General features: G+C 72.1%; 15 protein-coding genes. 6 read left to right on the top strand and 9 right to left on the bottom strand.

All coding sequences use genetic code 11. The features are described 5' to 3' along the window. Nucleotides 1-22 precede the first annotated feature (22 nt). On the bottom strand, nucleotides 23-955 hold the full coding sequence (locus tag OG246_RS08125; RefSeq protein ID WP_266457948.1) for a hypothetical protein: 933 nt from the start codon (nucleotides 953-955) through the stop codon (nucleotides 23-25). Between the two features lie 132 nt (nucleotides 956-1,087). Next, a complete protein-coding gene (locus tag OG246_RS08120; protein ID WP_266457946.1) occupies nucleotides 1,088-1,318 on the bottom strand; it encodes a hypothetical protein in 231 nt (76 codons plus the stop codon). Nucleotides 1,319-1,688: 370 nt separating this feature from the next. Between OG246_RS08120 and OG246_RS08115 the strand changes: the two genes are divergently transcribed. Both OG246_RS08115 and OG246_RS08110 read left to right on the top strand, forming a co-directional pair. Further along, entirely contained in the window at nucleotides 1,689-1,892 is a 204-nt protein-coding gene (locus tag OG246_RS08115; protein ID WP_010986199.1) for a cold-shock protein, read from the top strand. A 186-nt stretch (nucleotides 1,893-2,078) separates the two neighbouring features. Beyond that, nucleotides 2,079-2,363, top strand: coding sequence for an SCO5918 family protein (locus OG246_RS08110; protein WP_266457943.1), 285 nt, complete (start codon nucleotides 2,079-2,081; stop codon nucleotides 2,361-2,363). Nucleotides 2,364-2,686: 323 nt separating this feature from the next. On the opposite strand, the gene OG246_RS08105 is transcribed toward OG246_RS08110, so the two are convergent. The 3 genes from OG246_RS08105 to OG246_RS08095 form a co-directional block, all read right to left on the bottom strand. Beyond that, the gene (locus tag OG246_RS08105) at nucleotides 2,687-3,466 is read right to left on the bottom strand and encodes a hypothetical protein (RefSeq protein ID WP_266457940.1); all 780 of its coding nucleotides are present in this window, start codon (nucleotides 3,464-3,466) and stop codon (nucleotides 2,687-2,689) included. A gap of 113 nt (nucleotides 3,467-3,579) precedes the next feature. Further along, a complete protein-coding gene (locus OG246_RS08100) occupies nucleotides 3,580-3,993 on the bottom strand; it encodes an ATP-binding protein (protein ID WP_266457937.1) in 414 nt (137 codons plus the stop codon). A gap of 159 nt (nucleotides 3,994-4,152) precedes the next feature. Next, on the bottom strand, nucleotides 4,153-5,127 hold the full coding sequence (locus OG246_RS08095; protein WP_266457934.1) for an alpha/beta fold hydrolase: 975 nt from the start codon (nucleotides 5,125-5,127) through the stop codon (nucleotides 4,153-4,155). A gap of 91 nt (nucleotides 5,128-5,218) precedes the next feature. Here OG246_RS08095 and OG246_RS08090 point away from each other — a divergent pair, with 91 nt between their 5' ends. Continuing rightward, on the top strand, nucleotides 5,219-7,402 hold the full coding sequence (locus tag OG246_RS08090; protein WP_266457932.1) for a BTAD domain-containing putative transcriptional regulator: 2,184 nt from the start codon (nucleotides 5,219-5,221) through the stop codon (nucleotides 7,400-7,402). On the opposite strand, the gene OG246_RS08085 is transcribed toward OG246_RS08090, so the two are convergent. Genes OG246_RS08085 through modA form a run of 4 tightly spaced genes read right to left on the bottom strand, consistent with a single transcriptional unit; the run spans nucleotide 7,366 to nucleotide 10,747 of the window. After that, a complete protein-coding gene (locus tag OG246_RS08085; protein ID WP_266457929.1) occupies nucleotides 7,366-7,830 on the bottom strand; it encodes a cupin domain-containing protein in 465 nt (154 codons plus the stop codon). The genes OG246_RS08090 and OG246_RS08085 overlap by 37 nt on opposite strands. A gap of 57 nt (nucleotides 7,831-7,887) precedes the next feature. Continuing rightward, entirely contained in the window at nucleotides 7,888-9,033 is a 1,146-nt protein-coding gene (locus tag OG246_RS08080; RefSeq protein WP_266457926.1) for an ABC transporter ATP-binding protein, read from the bottom strand. Next, nucleotides 9,030-9,923 carry an ABC transporter permease gene (locus OG246_RS08075; RefSeq protein WP_266457923.1) on the bottom strand — a complete coding sequence of 298 codons (894 nt, stop codon included), beginning with the start codon at nucleotides 9,921-9,923 and terminating at the stop codon, nucleotides 9,030-9,032. The genes OG246_RS08080 and OG246_RS08075 overlap by 4 nt, the downstream gene beginning before the upstream one ends. Continuing rightward, the gene (gene modA, locus OG246_RS08070; RefSeq protein WP_266457920.1) at nucleotides 9,920-10,747 is read right to left on the bottom strand and encodes a molybdate ABC transporter substrate-binding protein; all 828 of its coding nucleotides are present in this window, start codon (nucleotides 10,745-10,747) and stop codon (nucleotides 9,920-9,922) included. The genes OG246_RS08075 and modA overlap by 4 nt, the downstream gene beginning before the upstream one ends. Before the next feature lie 191 nt (nucleotides 10,748-10,938). Between modA and OG246_RS08065 the strand changes: the two genes are divergently transcribed. The 3 genes from OG246_RS08065 to OG246_RS08055 all read left to right on the top strand — a co-directional run bounded on the left by OG246_RS08065 (nucleotide 10,939) and on the right by OG246_RS08055 (nucleotide 13,816). Beyond that, a complete protein-coding gene (locus tag OG246_RS08065) occupies nucleotides 10,939-11,439 on the top strand; it encodes a molybdopterin-dependent oxidoreductase (RefSeq protein ID WP_266457917.1) in 501 nt (166 codons plus the stop codon). Between the two features lie 106 nt (nucleotides 11,440-11,545). Next, the gene (locus OG246_RS08060; RefSeq protein WP_266457914.1) at nucleotides 11,546-12,478 is read left to right on the top strand and encodes a LysR family transcriptional regulator; all 933 of its coding nucleotides are present in this window, start codon (nucleotides 11,546-11,548) and stop codon (nucleotides 12,476-12,478) included. A gap of 177 nt (nucleotides 12,479-12,655) precedes the next feature. Then, complete coding sequence (locus tag OG246_RS08055; RefSeq protein ID WP_266457911.1) at nucleotides 12,656-13,816, top strand: NAD-dependent formate dehydrogenase; 1,161 nt, start codon at nucleotides 12,656-12,658, stop codon at nucleotides 13,814-13,816. Nucleotides 13,817-13,820: the final 4 nt, after the last annotated feature.

Here is a 13,820-nt window from a genome sequence, read left to right as displayed (position 1 = left end):
CTCCCTTACCAGTCAGCCTTCTTCAGCCTTCTTCAGCGGATTGCTGATCGGCGGGCACGCCGGTTGGCTGGTCTGCGGGCTGATCTACGGGCTGGTCCGCGGGCCGGTTTGCGGGCTGGTTCGGGGTCGTGCGACCGGCGAGGACGTTCTGGAGGCGCTGGGTGCCCAGTTGGACGGCCTGGTTCGTGAAGTCCTCCTCGGCGCCGCCGAGTCCGCCATTGGTGAGGGAGACGGCCCTGTCGCCCACCCGCACGGCGGCGAAGTCCAGTGTCAGCGTCGGGGTCTCGCCGTACAGGTCGCCCTCACCGCTCATGGTCATCCGCAGACCCTCGCGGGCGTCGCCCACGCCGGGCAGCGCCGCCGGGACGACCCGTACCGTCTGCCGCTCGCCCCTGACATCGGTGGCCGTGAACTCCGCGCACTTCTCCGGCAGCGTCCGCAGCCAGGCCATCTTCGCGTCCACCTCCGCCGGTCCGCCGTACGCGGCGACCTGGTAGCGCAGCTGCGCCTCGGTGTCGCTCTGGTCGAGGCCGACGACCGCGCCGGCCCCCTTCGGCTTGCCCAGCAGATCCTCCGCGTACAGCCCGTCCAGGAGCCGCTGGCAGTCCGCGACATCCGTCCTCCCCTTGAGGAGCCCGTCCCGCCAGGTCGCCCCGCCCTGCGTCGCGGACCACCGCTCACCCAGCTCGGCGGGGCCGAGGAGGGCGTCGCGGGCCTGCGCGTCGGTGAGCGACGGGGTGGCGGAGGTGGTGGGTGAGGCCGTGGCGGTGGGGGACGCGGGCGACACGTCGAACTTCGCGGTCTCGGGGCGCTCTAGGAGCGAGCAGGCGGACACCGACACCAAGGCGCCTGCCGTCAGGGCGGAGGCGAGGGCTCGGGAAGCGAGGACGCGGGAGGGGAGGGCGCGGGAGGCGAAGACGCGGGAGGCAGACACGCGGGGCGGGCGACGGGTCATGGCGAGGGCCTCCTGGGAGCGCGACAGTTACCCCCACGCCACCACTGGAGCCCGGACCTCACCAGCGCACCGGGCCGTCCGGGTGAGCCTGGTAGGCCGTGGGGCGTGGTGGAAGATGCCGGGGCCGCCGCGTCAGCCGGCCGACACTCGGACCCGCCGGCTCCCGCACACCGCGCACACCGCATCGGTCAGCGGCGACCTGATGGCGGCGCCGTCCTCGTCGACGTACTCCTGCGTGCCCTGCCCGGTCGGGTCGAGCGGGTCGGTGAAGAACATGACCTTGAACGTCGCCCGCCAGGTGTGTCCGCAGTTCCCGCAGGCGAACGCGAAGGTCTCGGAGACCGCGCCGGGGTCGGTCGTCATGGGTCCAGCGCACCCCGGGCGGTGGGGTCCGGCAAGTCGGGACGGGCCCGTCGGCGGCGGGCGGCGGGTGATCACTGCCTCCGGCGGGGGCGAATATCTGTCGTGGCAGACGGAGAAATTGGTTCGCAGTGCGGGGAGTTTCTTTATTCCCCCGAGTGGGGTGAGATAGTGCGCCCCCCTTCCCGGCCGTCCCGTGCTAGTGTCGATATCAGTTGCAGTTGTGGTTCCCAAAGTCTTGGAGCCTACTTACCGGTCCGTACCGGGAAGTGGGCTTCTGAATATCCGGTGCTTTTTCCGGAGGGGGCAACATCGCGCAGACGCGGACCCACACAGTGTGGGTCCTCGAGCTTTGCCCCGAAGGAGATTTGACATGGCTACTGGCACCGTGAAGTGGTTCAACGCGGAAAAGGGCTTCGGCTTCATTGAGCAGGATGGCGGCGGCGCCGACGTCTTCGCCCACTACTCGAACATCGCCACCCAGGGCTTCCGTGAGCTCCAGGAAGGCCAGAAGGTGACCTTCGATGTCACCCAGGGCCAGAAGGGCCCCCAGGCGGAGAACATCGTCCCCGCCTAGTCCGGGACCCCCGCTGACGCCTGACTTTTGAGTCGGCCGACGCTTACAGGTGGCCGGGACCTGCACCCTGAGGTGCGGGTCCCGGCCACCTGCTTTTTGTTTATTCCCGCATTAAATTTCCGGCGAATTTCCCGTGACGCCGTGCCCGCTTTCCGGTGCTGGGAAACTTCCCCTGCGGAGGCACCCATGCGTTGTGTGATCGCCCGTTTCCCGTTCGACCTCATCAAGGGTGAGGTCGAACACTCGATGGCGGACGTCCAGCCCGAACCCGTCACCGGTCAGTCCGTGGTCATCGGCTCGCGTACGTACCCCGTCAAGCAGGTCGGGGAGGTCATCACCCGGCAGGACCGCCGCGACTTCACCGAGTTCGAGGTGGCCCGTGCGTTGACCCGTCTCGGGTTCGTGTGCCAGCCGGCGGCGCCGGCGCCGGCGCGTGCTGCGCTCAGCGACTGGTCTGCTGAACCGGCGTAGCGGGTGCGGGGGGTGGGTTTTCGCCCCCTCCGCCCCTACCCGTCCCTTGCTTCCTGGGGGCTCCGCCCCCAGACCCCCGTGTCGCGCTGACGCGCTCGTCCTCAAACGCCGGACGGGCTGAAAGATCTTCCCCGGCCGGGATGAAGAGTGGAGCCCCCACGGGTGGGTGGGGGATTGGGATGGCACTACCTCGTCCTCGGACGCCGGATGGGCTGAAGATTTTCAGCCTCTCCGGCGTTTGAGGAGCGGGGGTTTGGGGGCGGAGCCCCCAAGGGACGGGAATGGGTAGGGGCGGAGGGGGCGAAAAACCCAACCCCCAACCGTTACGGGCGCCCCGGCCTCCCCTCCCACGGCGCGCCCGGAACCCCCGTTCGGACCCGTTTTGCCGCGAAGTCGATCGTCGCCTTCCGGCCGGGGGCGACGCGGGCCGTGATGCGGCGCAGGTCACCGGTGGCGTCGAGCACGTAGGTCGGCGGAGTCGTGGGGCGCGCAGAGGCTTTGGGATGGATGGCCGGGCCGTCGGCGCGTGACCACGAGCGCCGGTCGGCAGGGCGGTCCGCGGTCACGGACAGTGCCAGTTGCAGCGCCTGGTCCAGCGGAGCGCTGCCGTAGGGGCGACGCGTCCACTGGCCCGGAGTCAGGCTGCTCGCCCGACGCGCCGCCTGGACGGCGGTGGTGACAGGCCCGGGGGCGGCCGGCCGCGTGGAGGACCCCGAGGTGTCGTCGGTCGACGCCACCGGGGACCCGGCCACCGCGACGCCCTCAAGGTCCCAGGCAAGCAGCCCCCGCATGACGTGCCCCTCGTCCATCACCTCGTACACGCCGACCGCCCGATGAACCCGGTAGTCGGCCACGGCGCGCACCGTCACCGCCCCGCCGCCCGCCGAGGGAAGCCGCACGGTGACCTCTGAGGGACCGGCCTGGGACGCCGTCCGGAACCGGGTCAGCGCGATGGCCGTGCGCTGAGCCTCGTCCGCGGCAGCGGCGGTCCGGCGGGAGCTTTCGCTCCCGCTGCCGCCTCCGGTGACCAGCAAGGCGGCCAGCCCGCCCGCGACCGCCGTCGCCGCCACCCCCGACACCCAGACTCTTCGAGAAAAGCGCATGGTTCGTCTCTACATGCGGGTGGGGTGGCCCTCGGCCGACGCCGGTCGGCGGGCCGTTCCGCGTCACCCGCCCGGGCGCACCCCGTCATCGCGCGCAGGCGGAGCCTCGGGCCTCACACTGCCAGAACCGCGCGGACCGTCTTGCCGCCGAAGCCGGTGCTGACGATCTCCAGGCGGTTGGCGAGATGCTGGACCATCGCGAGACCGCGGCCGCTCTCCGAGTCGGTGTCCATCGGGCCGACACTGGGGCGCCCGGGGCTGTCGTCGTGCACCTCGACGGTCACTTCGCCGTGGCCCACCTGGAGGCGGAGCCGGCAACCGGTGCCGCCGTGCCGGACGGCGTTGGCGACGAGTTCGGAGGCGATCAGCGTGGCGTCGTCGACCTGGTCGGCCGTCGGCGCGTTCATCCGCGGCCGGGTGAGGAACGCCGACGTGAGCCTGCGGGCCCTGCCCGCCGACACCGCCGTGCGCGGCAGCGTGTACTCGACGCGGGCGGTCGGCCGGACGGCGCGCTCATGCGCACGCATGACACCTCACTCCCCTCCAGGACGGTCGGTACTCCCGGCGGTCGGACCCCCCGCCGGCCGGGACCCGCGCGATAGGTGCGCGGCCGGTCCTGCCTACGTGTGATGCCCACGCCGAGTGATCCACAACCGGCGTCGAACGTCACAAAGGCGCTAAGGAAGTTACGGGAGTGGCGGCACTCGTCGGCCCGTGCGCGTGAGCAGATCCCGTACCGCCTTCGTGACCTCTGCGGGCGCCTCCTCCGCCATGAAGTGACCGCAGGAGACGGTGGAATGGCGCAGATCGGTCGCCCAGGCGGCCCACCGCGCGGCGGCGTCGAAACCGAGGGCGGGGCCCCAGTCCTGCTGGAGGACGGTGACCGGCATCCGCAGGCGGTTTCCGGACTCCCGGTCGGCCAGATCGTGTACGACGTCGATGCCGGCGGAGGCACGGTAGTCGGCGACGATGGACGGCACCGCCTCGCGGGACGCCTTCAGGTACGCGGCGCGGATGTCGTCCGGGATCGCCGTCGTCCCCGGGTCCGTTGACTCCGTCTGCCGCGCCCACTGGTCGAGGAAGTGGCCGAAGAACGCGTCCGGGGCCGCGCCGATGAGTTGTTCCGGCAGACCGGGCGGCTGGGCCATGAGGTACAGGTGGAAGGCGACCGCCGCGGTCGTGCCGTGCAGGACGTCCCACATGTCCAGCGTGGGCAGGACGTCGAGCGAGGCGAGGTGTGTGACCGCGCCGGGATGGTCGAGTCCGGCGCGGAACGCGACGAGCGCGCCTCGGTCGTGGCCGGCCAGGGCGAAGCGCTCGTGGCCCAGGGCGCGGGCGAGGGTGACGATGTCGGCTGCCATGGTGCGCTTGGAGTACGTCGACCCGGCGTCGGTTTCCGTGAGTTCGGCGGCTTCGGCCGGCTTGTCGCTGGCGCCGTAGCCGCGCAGGTCGGGGCAGATGACCGTGTGATCGGCAGCGAGGTCGGTGGCTACGTGCCGCCACATCAGATGGGTCTGCGGGAAGCCGTGCAGGAGGACGACGGGGGTGCCGCCGGAGCCGCCGACGGCGACGTTCAGGGACACGTCGGCGGCGACGGGGATGCGGTGGTAGGCGAAGCCGGGGATGGTCGGAGGCTTGGTCGAGGGCGTGGTCGAGGGCACGGGTTTCTGCCTTTCGGAGGGGGCGGGGCAGGGACGACTCGAGCTTGCCGGGCGTGAATCAGCGGTGAATCAGCGCGCGTACGGTGGTGGCGTGGAGCAGTGGATCGACTTCGGGGTGCTCGGGGCCGTCGTGGCCGAGCGCGGCGGGGGCTCGCTCGCGTTGAAGGGGCCGCGGCACCGGGCCGTACTCGCCCGGCTGATCGTGGCCCGGCGGCGGGTCGTGTCCGTCGCGCGGCTGGTCGAAGACCTGTGGGAGGACCCGCCCCCGGGTGCGGTGGGTGCCGTACAGACCTTCGTCGGTGCGCTTCGGCGGGCGCTGGAACCGGAGCGTGCGCCGCGTGCGCCGGCTCGGTTGCTGGTCACCGAGGGGCCCGGGTACGCGTTGCGTGTTTCGCCGGATGCGGTGGACGCGTGGCGGTTCGAGGCGGTCGTCGGGGGTGCCGTGGAGCTGTCGGCCGAGGAGGCGCTCGGGGGGCTGGAGGAGGCGCTCGGGTGGTGGCGGGGGCCGGCGTACGCCGAGTTCGCGCACGAGGGCTGGGCTCGCGGGGAGCGGTCCCGGCTTTCCGAGCTTCGGCTACAGGCCGTTGAGCGTCGCGCCGCTGCCCAGCTCGCGCTCGGTCGTGCCGCCGAGGCGGTGCCCGACCTCGATGCGCACGCCGCCGGGCATCCCTGGCGCGAGGACGCCTGGTGTCTGCTTGCCCTGGCGCTCTATCGGGCGGGGCGTCAGGCGGATGCGCTTGCGGTGGTGCGGCGGGCGCGGGTTGCGCTGGCGGACCAGTTGGGGCTGGACCCCGGCCCCGCTCTGCGGCGCCTGGAGGCGGACATCCTGGTGCAGGCTCCCGGGTTGGAGGTGGGTGGTTTTTCGCCCCCTCCGCCCCTTCCCATTCCCGTCACTTGGGGGCTCCGCCCCCAAACCCCCGCTCCTCAAACGCCGGAGGGGCTGAAACCGGGCGTAGCCCGGAAGCACGGGTCGGGTAGGGGCGGAGGGGGCGAAAAAACCCACGGCCCGCCCCCGGACGCCGCCGCGCAGATCTGGACTCGGGCCACCGCCGCGTACGACCGCGCCGCCGGTGCGGGGTCACGCGCCCGGCTTGAGTCGGCCGTCGGGCTGATGCGCAGCCTCGCGGTGACCGGGGGCGGTGGGTTGGAGGCGGCGCGGGAGCATCGTATGGCGGCCGTCGACGCGGCGGAGGAGTCCGGCGACGCGGAACTGACCGCCCGCGTGATCGGCGCGTTCGACGTCCCCGCGATCTGGACGCGCGTCGACGATCCGGACCTGGCCGAGCGGCTCGTCGCGGCCGCCGAGCGCACCCTCGCGGCCCTTCCGCAGGCCCCGGCGTACGACGCGGCGCGCTGCCGCCTGCTGGCCACGATCGCGCTGGAGATGCGCGGCACCCGTTCCTCTCGCGGACCGGAGGCCGCCCGCGAGGCGGCGGAGACCGCTCGCCGCCTCGACGACCCGGCGCTGCTGGCGTTCGCCCTCAACGGCACGTTCATGCAGTCCTTCACCCGCGCGGGACTCGCCCCGCGCCGTGACGAGATCGGCGCGGAACTGGTCACCCTCTCCGCCCGTCACGGTCTGACCACCTTCGAAGTCCTGGGCCACCTCATCCGCATCCAGGCCCGCAGCGCCCTCGCCGACTTCCCGACGGCGGACGAACACGCCGCCGCCGCAGATCGGTTGGCGGAGCGTCATGAACTGCCGCTCGTAGGCGTGTTCACCGAGTGGTACGGGGCTCTGCGGACGGCCGCGTCCGGGCAACGGCAGGCGGAAGCCGAGGCCGCCTATCGGGCCGCCGCCGCGCGGCTGGACGGCGCCGGCATGCCGGGACTGGAGCGCGGACTCCTCCCTCTCGCGTCGCTGTGCCTGCGCTTGGCGCACCGGGCGCCGACGACGGGGGTGGACCTGCGCGCGGACTGGGGCCCGTACCGCCCCTGGGCCGAGCCGCTCGCCCTCCTGGAGACCGGCCGCCGCACCGAGGCGGGCACGGCACTGCGCGCCCTGCCGGAACCACCCCGGGACCTGCTGTACGAGGCCCTGTCCTGCCTGGAGGCTGCCGCCGCGCTCCGACTCGGCGACCCTCTCGTACTGAGGCGGACACACGCCCGCCTCCTCCCGGCCGCCGACGAACTCGCGGGCGCGGGCAGCGGGTTGATCAGCCTCGGCCCGGTGAAACAGTGGCTCGCGGAGATCGCGACGCGCCTGGGGTCTCTGGGGGCGGCGGCTGCCCCGAGGATTCAGGCTCCCGAGTCGATGAGGTGGAAGTCCTCGTAGTCGAAGCCGGGGGCCACGATGCAGCTGACCAGAACTTCCTGGTCTGTTGCGGGGCGGGCGGACTGCCAGATGCCGCCGGGTACGAGGGCCTGGGGGTGTTCGCCGGTTTCGATGCCGGGGCCGACGCGGACGACCGTCGGGTTCGGGTCGGGGGTGTCGGCGTCGCCTCCGAGGAGGAGTTCCAGGGGGCCGCCGCGGTGCCACAGCCACAGTTCGTCGGAGCGGACCTTGTGCCAGGCGGAGGTGTCTCCGGGGGCGAGGAGGAAGTAGATCGCGGTCGCGGCGGCGCGGGGGCCGGGGTAGCCGTCCGGGCGGAAGGTGTGTGTCGCCTTCCATGTCTCGATGAACCAGCCGCCTTCCGGGTGCGGCTGCATACCGAGGGCTTCGGCCAACGCCGGTGTCTTGGAACGGGGTTCAGGTGAGGTCATTGCATGCGTCTACCACGCCGAGCGGAAGCGGATCAATGTCCGGCGGGCGTGTTCGGGTCACGCCGGATACGCGTGCGTCTGTGCCGCCTTCACCGTCGCCCAGACCGGCGCGCCCTGGTGCAGGTCGAGTTCGGCGGCGGCGACGGTGGTGAGGTCGGCTGCCAGGGGGAGTTCGCCGGTGAGGTCGGCGCGGATCTGGTCGCCGTGGGTTTCCAGGCCGCCGACCTCGCACTGCCAGAGATTGCGGGCGCTGGAGCCGGTGGGGCGGTCCCGGTAGAGGGTGACGGCGCTCGGCGGGAAGGCCACGAAGACGGGGCCGGTGAGGTCCTCGGTGGTCGTGATCGTCGTGATCGCCGGGCCCGCTTGGAGGTCGTCGACGGCTTCGAGGTGGACCGTGTGGCCTTCCGCCCGGCCCTTGTAGAGGTTGAGGCCGACCAGCTGCGCGATGTAGTCGGTACGCGGGTGGCGGGCGATGTCCGACGGGGTTCCGTCCTGGACGACCCGGCCGTCCTCGATGACGACCAGCCGGTCCGCCAGCACCATCGCGTCCAGCGGGTCGTGCGTCACCAGTACGGCCACGGCCTCGAAGTCGGCCAGATGGCGCCGGAGTTGGGCCCGTACGTCGAGGCGGGTGCGGGCGTCGAGGGCGGCGAGCGGTTCGTCGAGCAGGAGCAGCCGGGGGTGGGTGGCCAGCGCGCGGGCGACGGCGACGCGCTGGGCCTGACCGCCGGACAGACGGCGGGGCTTGGCACCCGCGTGGTCGGCCAGGCCCATGCGGTCCAGCCATGCGGCGGCCTGGGCGCGGGCTTCCGCCTTCGGTACGCCCTGGCAGCGCGGCCCGAAGGCGACGTTGTCGAGCGCGGTGAGGTGCGGGAAGAGCAGGTAGTCCTGGAAGACCACGCCGACCGGGCGGGACTCGGGCGGCGTACGGTCCAAGTCGGCGCCGTCCAGGCGCAGATGCCCGCCGGTGGAGAGCGGGGTGAGCCCGGCGAGGGCGCGCAGGGCGGTGGTCTTCCCGGCGCCGTTCGGGCCGAGGAGCGCGACGACGTCGCCGGGCGCGGCGGTGAGCGTGACGTCGAGGTGGAAGGAGCCGCGGTCGACGACGAGGCGGGTGTCGAGCCCCTTGCCGGACGCCTCGGACGCCTCGGACGGCTTGGACGCCTCGGGCGGCTCGGATGCCGACACCAGGGGTACGTCGGTCATGACACCCCCGTCATCCAGCGGTCCCGCAGCCCCGCGAGCACCGCGATGGACACGGCCAGCAGTACCAGGCTCAGCGCGATCGCGGCGGCCGGGTCGCTCTGGAGCGCGAGGTACACGGCCAGCGGCATGGTCTGAGTGCGGCCGGGGAAGTTGCCCGCGAAGGTGATCGTCGCGCCGAACTCGCCGAGCGCGCGCGCCCAGGCCAGTACGGAACCCGCCGCGATACCGGGCGCGATCAACGGCAGGGTGACCCGGCGGAACGCGGTGAAGCGGGAGGCGCCGAGGGTCGTCGCGGCCTCCTCGTAGCGCGGATCGGCGGCGCGCAGCGTGCCCTCCACGCTGATGACCAGGAACGGCATCGCCACGAACGTCTCCGCGACCACCACGCCCGCCGTGGTGAACGGCAGCGTGATCCCGAAGGCCGAGTCCAGCCACTGCCCGACGACGCCGTTGCGGCCGAGGGCCAGCAGCAGCGCGACACCGCCGACCACCGGGGGCAGTACGAGGGGCAGGGTGACCAGGGCTCGTACGAAGCCGCGTCCCGGGAATTCGGTGCGGGCCAGCAGCCAGGCGAGGGGTACCCCGAGGACCAGGCTCACCGCGGTGGCCGCCGTCGCCGTGACCAGCGACAACTGCAGGGCCTGCCAGACCTCGGGGCTGGTCAGCTGCTCCGGGAGGCTCCGCCAGGGAGCCCGTACGAGGAGGGCGATCAGGGGGAGAAGCAGGAAGGCCAGTCCGACGAGGGCCGGTAGCAGGAGGGGCAGCGGCACCCCACGCCGGAGACCCGGAACTCCACGCCGGGCACGCGGTACCCCGCCCCGGACACGCCGACGCCGTGGCCCACCGGTCAGCCGGTCGGTCACGGCGTCGGCCTTGCCCAGGTCGGTCACGGCTTGAGGAACCCCGCCGCCGTCAGCACCTGCTGGCCCTCGGCGGACTGCACCAGCGCGATGAACGCCTTCGCCGCGGCGGCGTTGGGCGCGTCCTTGAGCAGGGTGATCGGGTAGTCGTTGATGGCGTCGGCCGACTCGGGGAAGTCCACGCCCTCCACCTTGTCACCCGCCGCGTTCACATCGGTCTTGTAGACGACGGCGGCGTCGGCCTCCTTCAGCTCCACCTTCGTCAGGGCGCTCTTGACGTCCTGCTCGTAGGAGACCGGGGTGAGCTTGAGGTCGCTCGCGTCCAGCGCCTTCTGCGCGGCGGCGCCGCACGGCACGGTCTTGTCGCAGAGCACGACCTTGAGGCCGGACTTGGTGAGGTCCTTGAGGGAGGCGATCTTGTCGGGGTTGCCGGGCAGGGTCGCGATCTCCAGCTGGTTGCGCGCGAAGGTGGCAGGGGTACCGGACGCGTCCTTCGCGTCCGTCACGATCGCCATCGTCTTGGGGCTCGCGGAGGCGAACACATCGGCCGGGGCACCCCCGGTGATGCTCGCGGCGAGCGTGTCGCTGCCGCCGAAGCTGAACGTCACCTTCGTACCGGGGTGGGCCTCCTCGAACTCCTTGCCCAGCGTCGTGAAGCTCTCCTTGAGCGAGGCGGCGGCGAAGACGGTCACCGTGCCGGTGAGCTCCGGAGAGGCGGAGGACGAGGAGTCGGACTTCACCGAGGAGTCGTCGGAGTCGGAGGAGGAGCAGGCGCTCAGGGCCAGCAGCGCGGCGGCACCGGCACCGGCCACTCGCAGGGTCCGGCGGGTCCGACGTGCGGAACGGGTCTTCACGGGGCTACTCCCTCTGACGCTTCAGATGAGCATGCTGGCTACTCGGGCGGGCATGCGCCGATCATACTGCCGCATATGCAAGGCGTAAGTCTCCTGTCACATCGCATGAGCTGCATGATTACCGCAGGGTGCACGCATGTGCGTTTATACGGGACCGTGATCTGGGTACCGTCTTCCGGGAGGTGGTGCCCATGAGCCGGCCCTCGACGGAAACCCCCGCTCAAGCCTCGGCGAAGCTCGCCCTGACCGGCGACGTCGCCCGCCCGGCCCGGCTGACGGTGGCCGACCTGATGGCCTGGCCCCAGCACCGGGTGCGGGCCGGCTTCGAGTGCGCCACCAGCGGCGTACAGCACCACCGCTTCGGCGGCCCGCTGCTGCACGACGTCCTCACCGACGCCGGACCCGGGTTCGACCCCGTCCGCCGCAAGGACCGCCTGCGCTTCCTCATCGCCGTGACGGGAACGGACGGCCACCACGCCCTCCTGACCTGGGCCGAGATCGACCCCGACTTCGCCCACGCCCCGGTCCTGCTCGCGGTCTCCATCGACGAAACCCCGCTCGACCTGGCGGGCCCCCAACTCGTCCTGCCCCAGGACCGCTGCGGAGCCCGGCACATCAGCGGCATCAACGCGATACGGGTGGACGGCGGCTACTCGTCCTGGCTGTCGGGCGACGGCCCCCGCCTCACCTGACCTGCCGCTGGGAGGGCACCGACCGTGACAGGAGCGCCCGACGTCTGCGACGCTGACCGGCCGGCGGAAACCCGCCGAAACGGACCTCGCCGACAGGAGGTGACGCATGCTGTTGCGCCAGCTGGAGTACCTGGTCGCGCTCGCCCGTGAGCGGCACTTCGCGCGGGCGGCGGCCGCCTGTTTCGTGTCGCAGCCGTCGCTGTCCGCCGCTATCCGGCGGCTGGAGCACGAGCTGGACGTGCCGATCGTGCGGCGGGCCAGGCGGTACGAGGGGCTGACCCCCGAGGGTGAGGTCGTGCTCGCCTGGGCGCACCGCATCCTCGCCGAGCGGGACGCCCTGCGCCAGGAGCTGTCGGCACTGCGCGGCGGCCTGACCGGCACCCTGCGCCTGGGCATCGTCCCCACCGCGCTGCCCGCCGCCTCCCTCCTCACCAACCCGTTCTGCGAGCGCCACCCGCAGGCCCGGGTCAGCCTGCAGTCGCTGTCCTCCGCGGAGATCACCCACGGTTTCGCCGAGTTCGAGCTGGACGCGGCGATGACGTATCTGGACGACGACGAGCTCCGTCACGTACGACGGTTTCCGCTGTACGAGGAGCGGTACGTGCTCCTCACGCCGGACGACGGCCCGCTGGCCACCGCGTCGACGGCGCGCTGGGCGGACGCGGCGGCGCTGCCCCTGTGTCTGCTGAGCCCCCGGATGCGCAACCGCCGGATCATCGACGAGTGCTTCGCCGCCGACGGTGCGAGTGCCGAGCCCGCGATCGAGTCGGACAGCGTCGCCGGGCTGTACGCGCATCTGCCGGGCGGCCGCTGGTCGAGCGTGATCTCGCACGCGTGGCTGCACATGTTCGGCGTACCGGAGGGGATGCGGGTGGTGCCGCTGAAGGGTCCGGCGCACGGGCCGCGGGTGGGGCTCGTGGTGGCCGAGGGCGATCCGCAGTCCGTCCTCGCGGAGGCGCTGCTGAAGGTGGCGCGGGGCGCGGGCGTACGGGACGCGCTGGACGCGCTGCTCCACACCTACCTGGACGTACGGGAATGAGGCGGCCGTCGGCCGGACGCACCGGGCGTGCAGGTGTGGGACAGCCGTCGGCCGGAGCGTCGGGAGTGAGATAGCCGCCGTCTATCCCGGCATAGCAAGGAACGCTTTGACCTGCGGAATCGACCCCGAGGATGGTGAAGGGAACCTTCCGACAACGGAGTTGAGGAGAGCCGCGACATGGCCAAGGTGCTCTGCGTGCTGTACGACGACCCGACCGACGGATACCCCACGACGTACGCCCGGGACGACCTCCCCGTCATCGACCACTACCCGGGCGGCCAGACCACACCCACCCCGAAGGCGACCGACTTCACCCCCGGCCACCTGCTCGGCAGCGTGACCGGCGAACTGGGGCTGCGCCGCTTCCTGGAGGAGCGCGGCCACACCCTCGTCGTCACCTCGGACAAGGACGGCGACGGCTCGGTCTTCGACCGTGAGCTGCCCGACGCGGACGTCGTGATCTCGCAGCCGTTCTGGCCGGCGTACCTGACCCCCGAGCGCATCGCCGCCGCCAAGAACCTGAAACTGGCGGTCACGGCGGGCATCGGCTCCGACCACGTCGACCTCGACGCGGCCATCGCGCACGGCGTGACGGTCGCCGAGGTGACGTACTGCAACAGCATCAGCGTCGCCGAGCACGTGGTGATGATGACGCTGTCGCTCGTACGGAACTACCTGCCCTCCCACCAGGTGGTCCTGGACGGCGGCTGGAACATCGCGGACTGCGTGGCCCGTTCGTACGACCTGGAGGGCATGCACGTCGGCACGGTCGCCGCCGGGCGGATCGGGCTCGCGGTGCTGCGCCGCCTCGCGCCCTTCGACGTGAAGCTGCACTACACGGACCGGTACCGGCTGCCGCGCGAGGTCGAGGAGGAGCTGGGGCTGACCTGGCACGAGAGCTCCCAGGACATGGCCCCGCACTGCGACGTCGTCACCATCAACGCGCCGCTGCACCCGGAGACGGAGGGCCTGTTCGGGGACGAGCTGCTCGGCGCGATGAAGCGCGGCGCGTACCTGATCAACACGGCGCGGGCGAAGATCGTGGACCGGGACGCGGTCGAACGGGCGCTGGTGAGCGGGCAGTTGGCCGGTTACGCGGGTGACGTCTGGTATCCGCAGCCCGCCCCGGCCGACCACCCGTGGCGCACCATGCCGCACCACGGGATGACCCCGCACATCTCCGGCTCCTCGCTCTCCGCGCAGGCCCGTTACGCGGCCGGCACCCGGGAGATCCTGGAGTCGTGGCTCGACGGCACCGCGATACGCGACGAGTACCTGATCGTCGACGGGGGCGCGCTGGCGGGGACAGGGGCGCACTCGTACTCGACGTCCACCTGACCTG

This window comes from Streptomyces sp. NBC_00620, from assembly GCF_026341825.1.
GTDB lineage: Bacteria > Actinomycetota > Actinomycetes > Streptomycetales > Streptomycetaceae > Streptomyces.
Note: the sequence above shows the minus strand (reverse complement) of the source record. Positions and strands in the feature narration are given on the sequence as shown.

Coding starts and splice junctions, on each gene's coding strand:
- OG246_RS08125 (WP_266457948.1), bottom strand. CDS start 955: ATGACCCGTCGCCCGCCCCGCGTGTCTGCCTCCCGCGTCTTCGCCTCC.
- OG246_RS08120 (WP_266457946.1), bottom strand. CDS start 1,318: ATGACGACCGACCCCGGCGCGGTCTCCGAGACCTTCGCGTTCGCCTGC.
- OG246_RS08115 (WP_010986199.1), top strand. CDS start 1,689: ATGGCTACTGGCACCGTGAAGTGGTTCAACGCGGAAAAGGGCTTCGGC.
- OG246_RS08110 (WP_266457943.1), top strand. CDS start 2,079: ATGCGTTGTGTGATCGCCCGTTTCCCGTTCGACCTCATCAAGGGTGAG.
- OG246_RS08105 (WP_266457940.1), bottom strand. CDS start 3,466: ATGCGCTTTTCTCGAAGAGTCTGGGTGTCGGGGGTGGCGGCGACGGCG.
- OG246_RS08100 (WP_266457937.1), bottom strand. CDS start 3,993: ATGCGTGCGCATGAGCGCGCCGTCCGGCCGACCGCCCGCGTCGAGTAC.
- OG246_RS08085 (WP_266457929.1), bottom strand. CDS start 7,830: ATGACCTCACCTGAACCCCGTTCCAAGACACCGGCGTTGGCCGAAGCC.
- OG246_RS08080 (WP_266457926.1), bottom strand. CDS start 9,033: ATGACCGACGTACCCCTGGTGTCGGCATCCGAGCCGCCCGAGGCGTCC.
- OG246_RS08065 (WP_266457917.1), top strand. CDS start 10,939: ATGAGCCGGCCCTCGACGGAAACCCCCGCTCAAGCCTCGGCGAAGCTC.
- OG246_RS08060 (WP_266457914.1), top strand. CDS start 11,546: ATGCTGTTGCGCCAGCTGGAGTACCTGGTCGCGCTCGCCCGTGAGCGG.
- OG246_RS08055 (WP_266457911.1), top strand. CDS start 12,656: ATGGCCAAGGTGCTCTGCGTGCTGTACGACGACCCGACCGACGGATAC.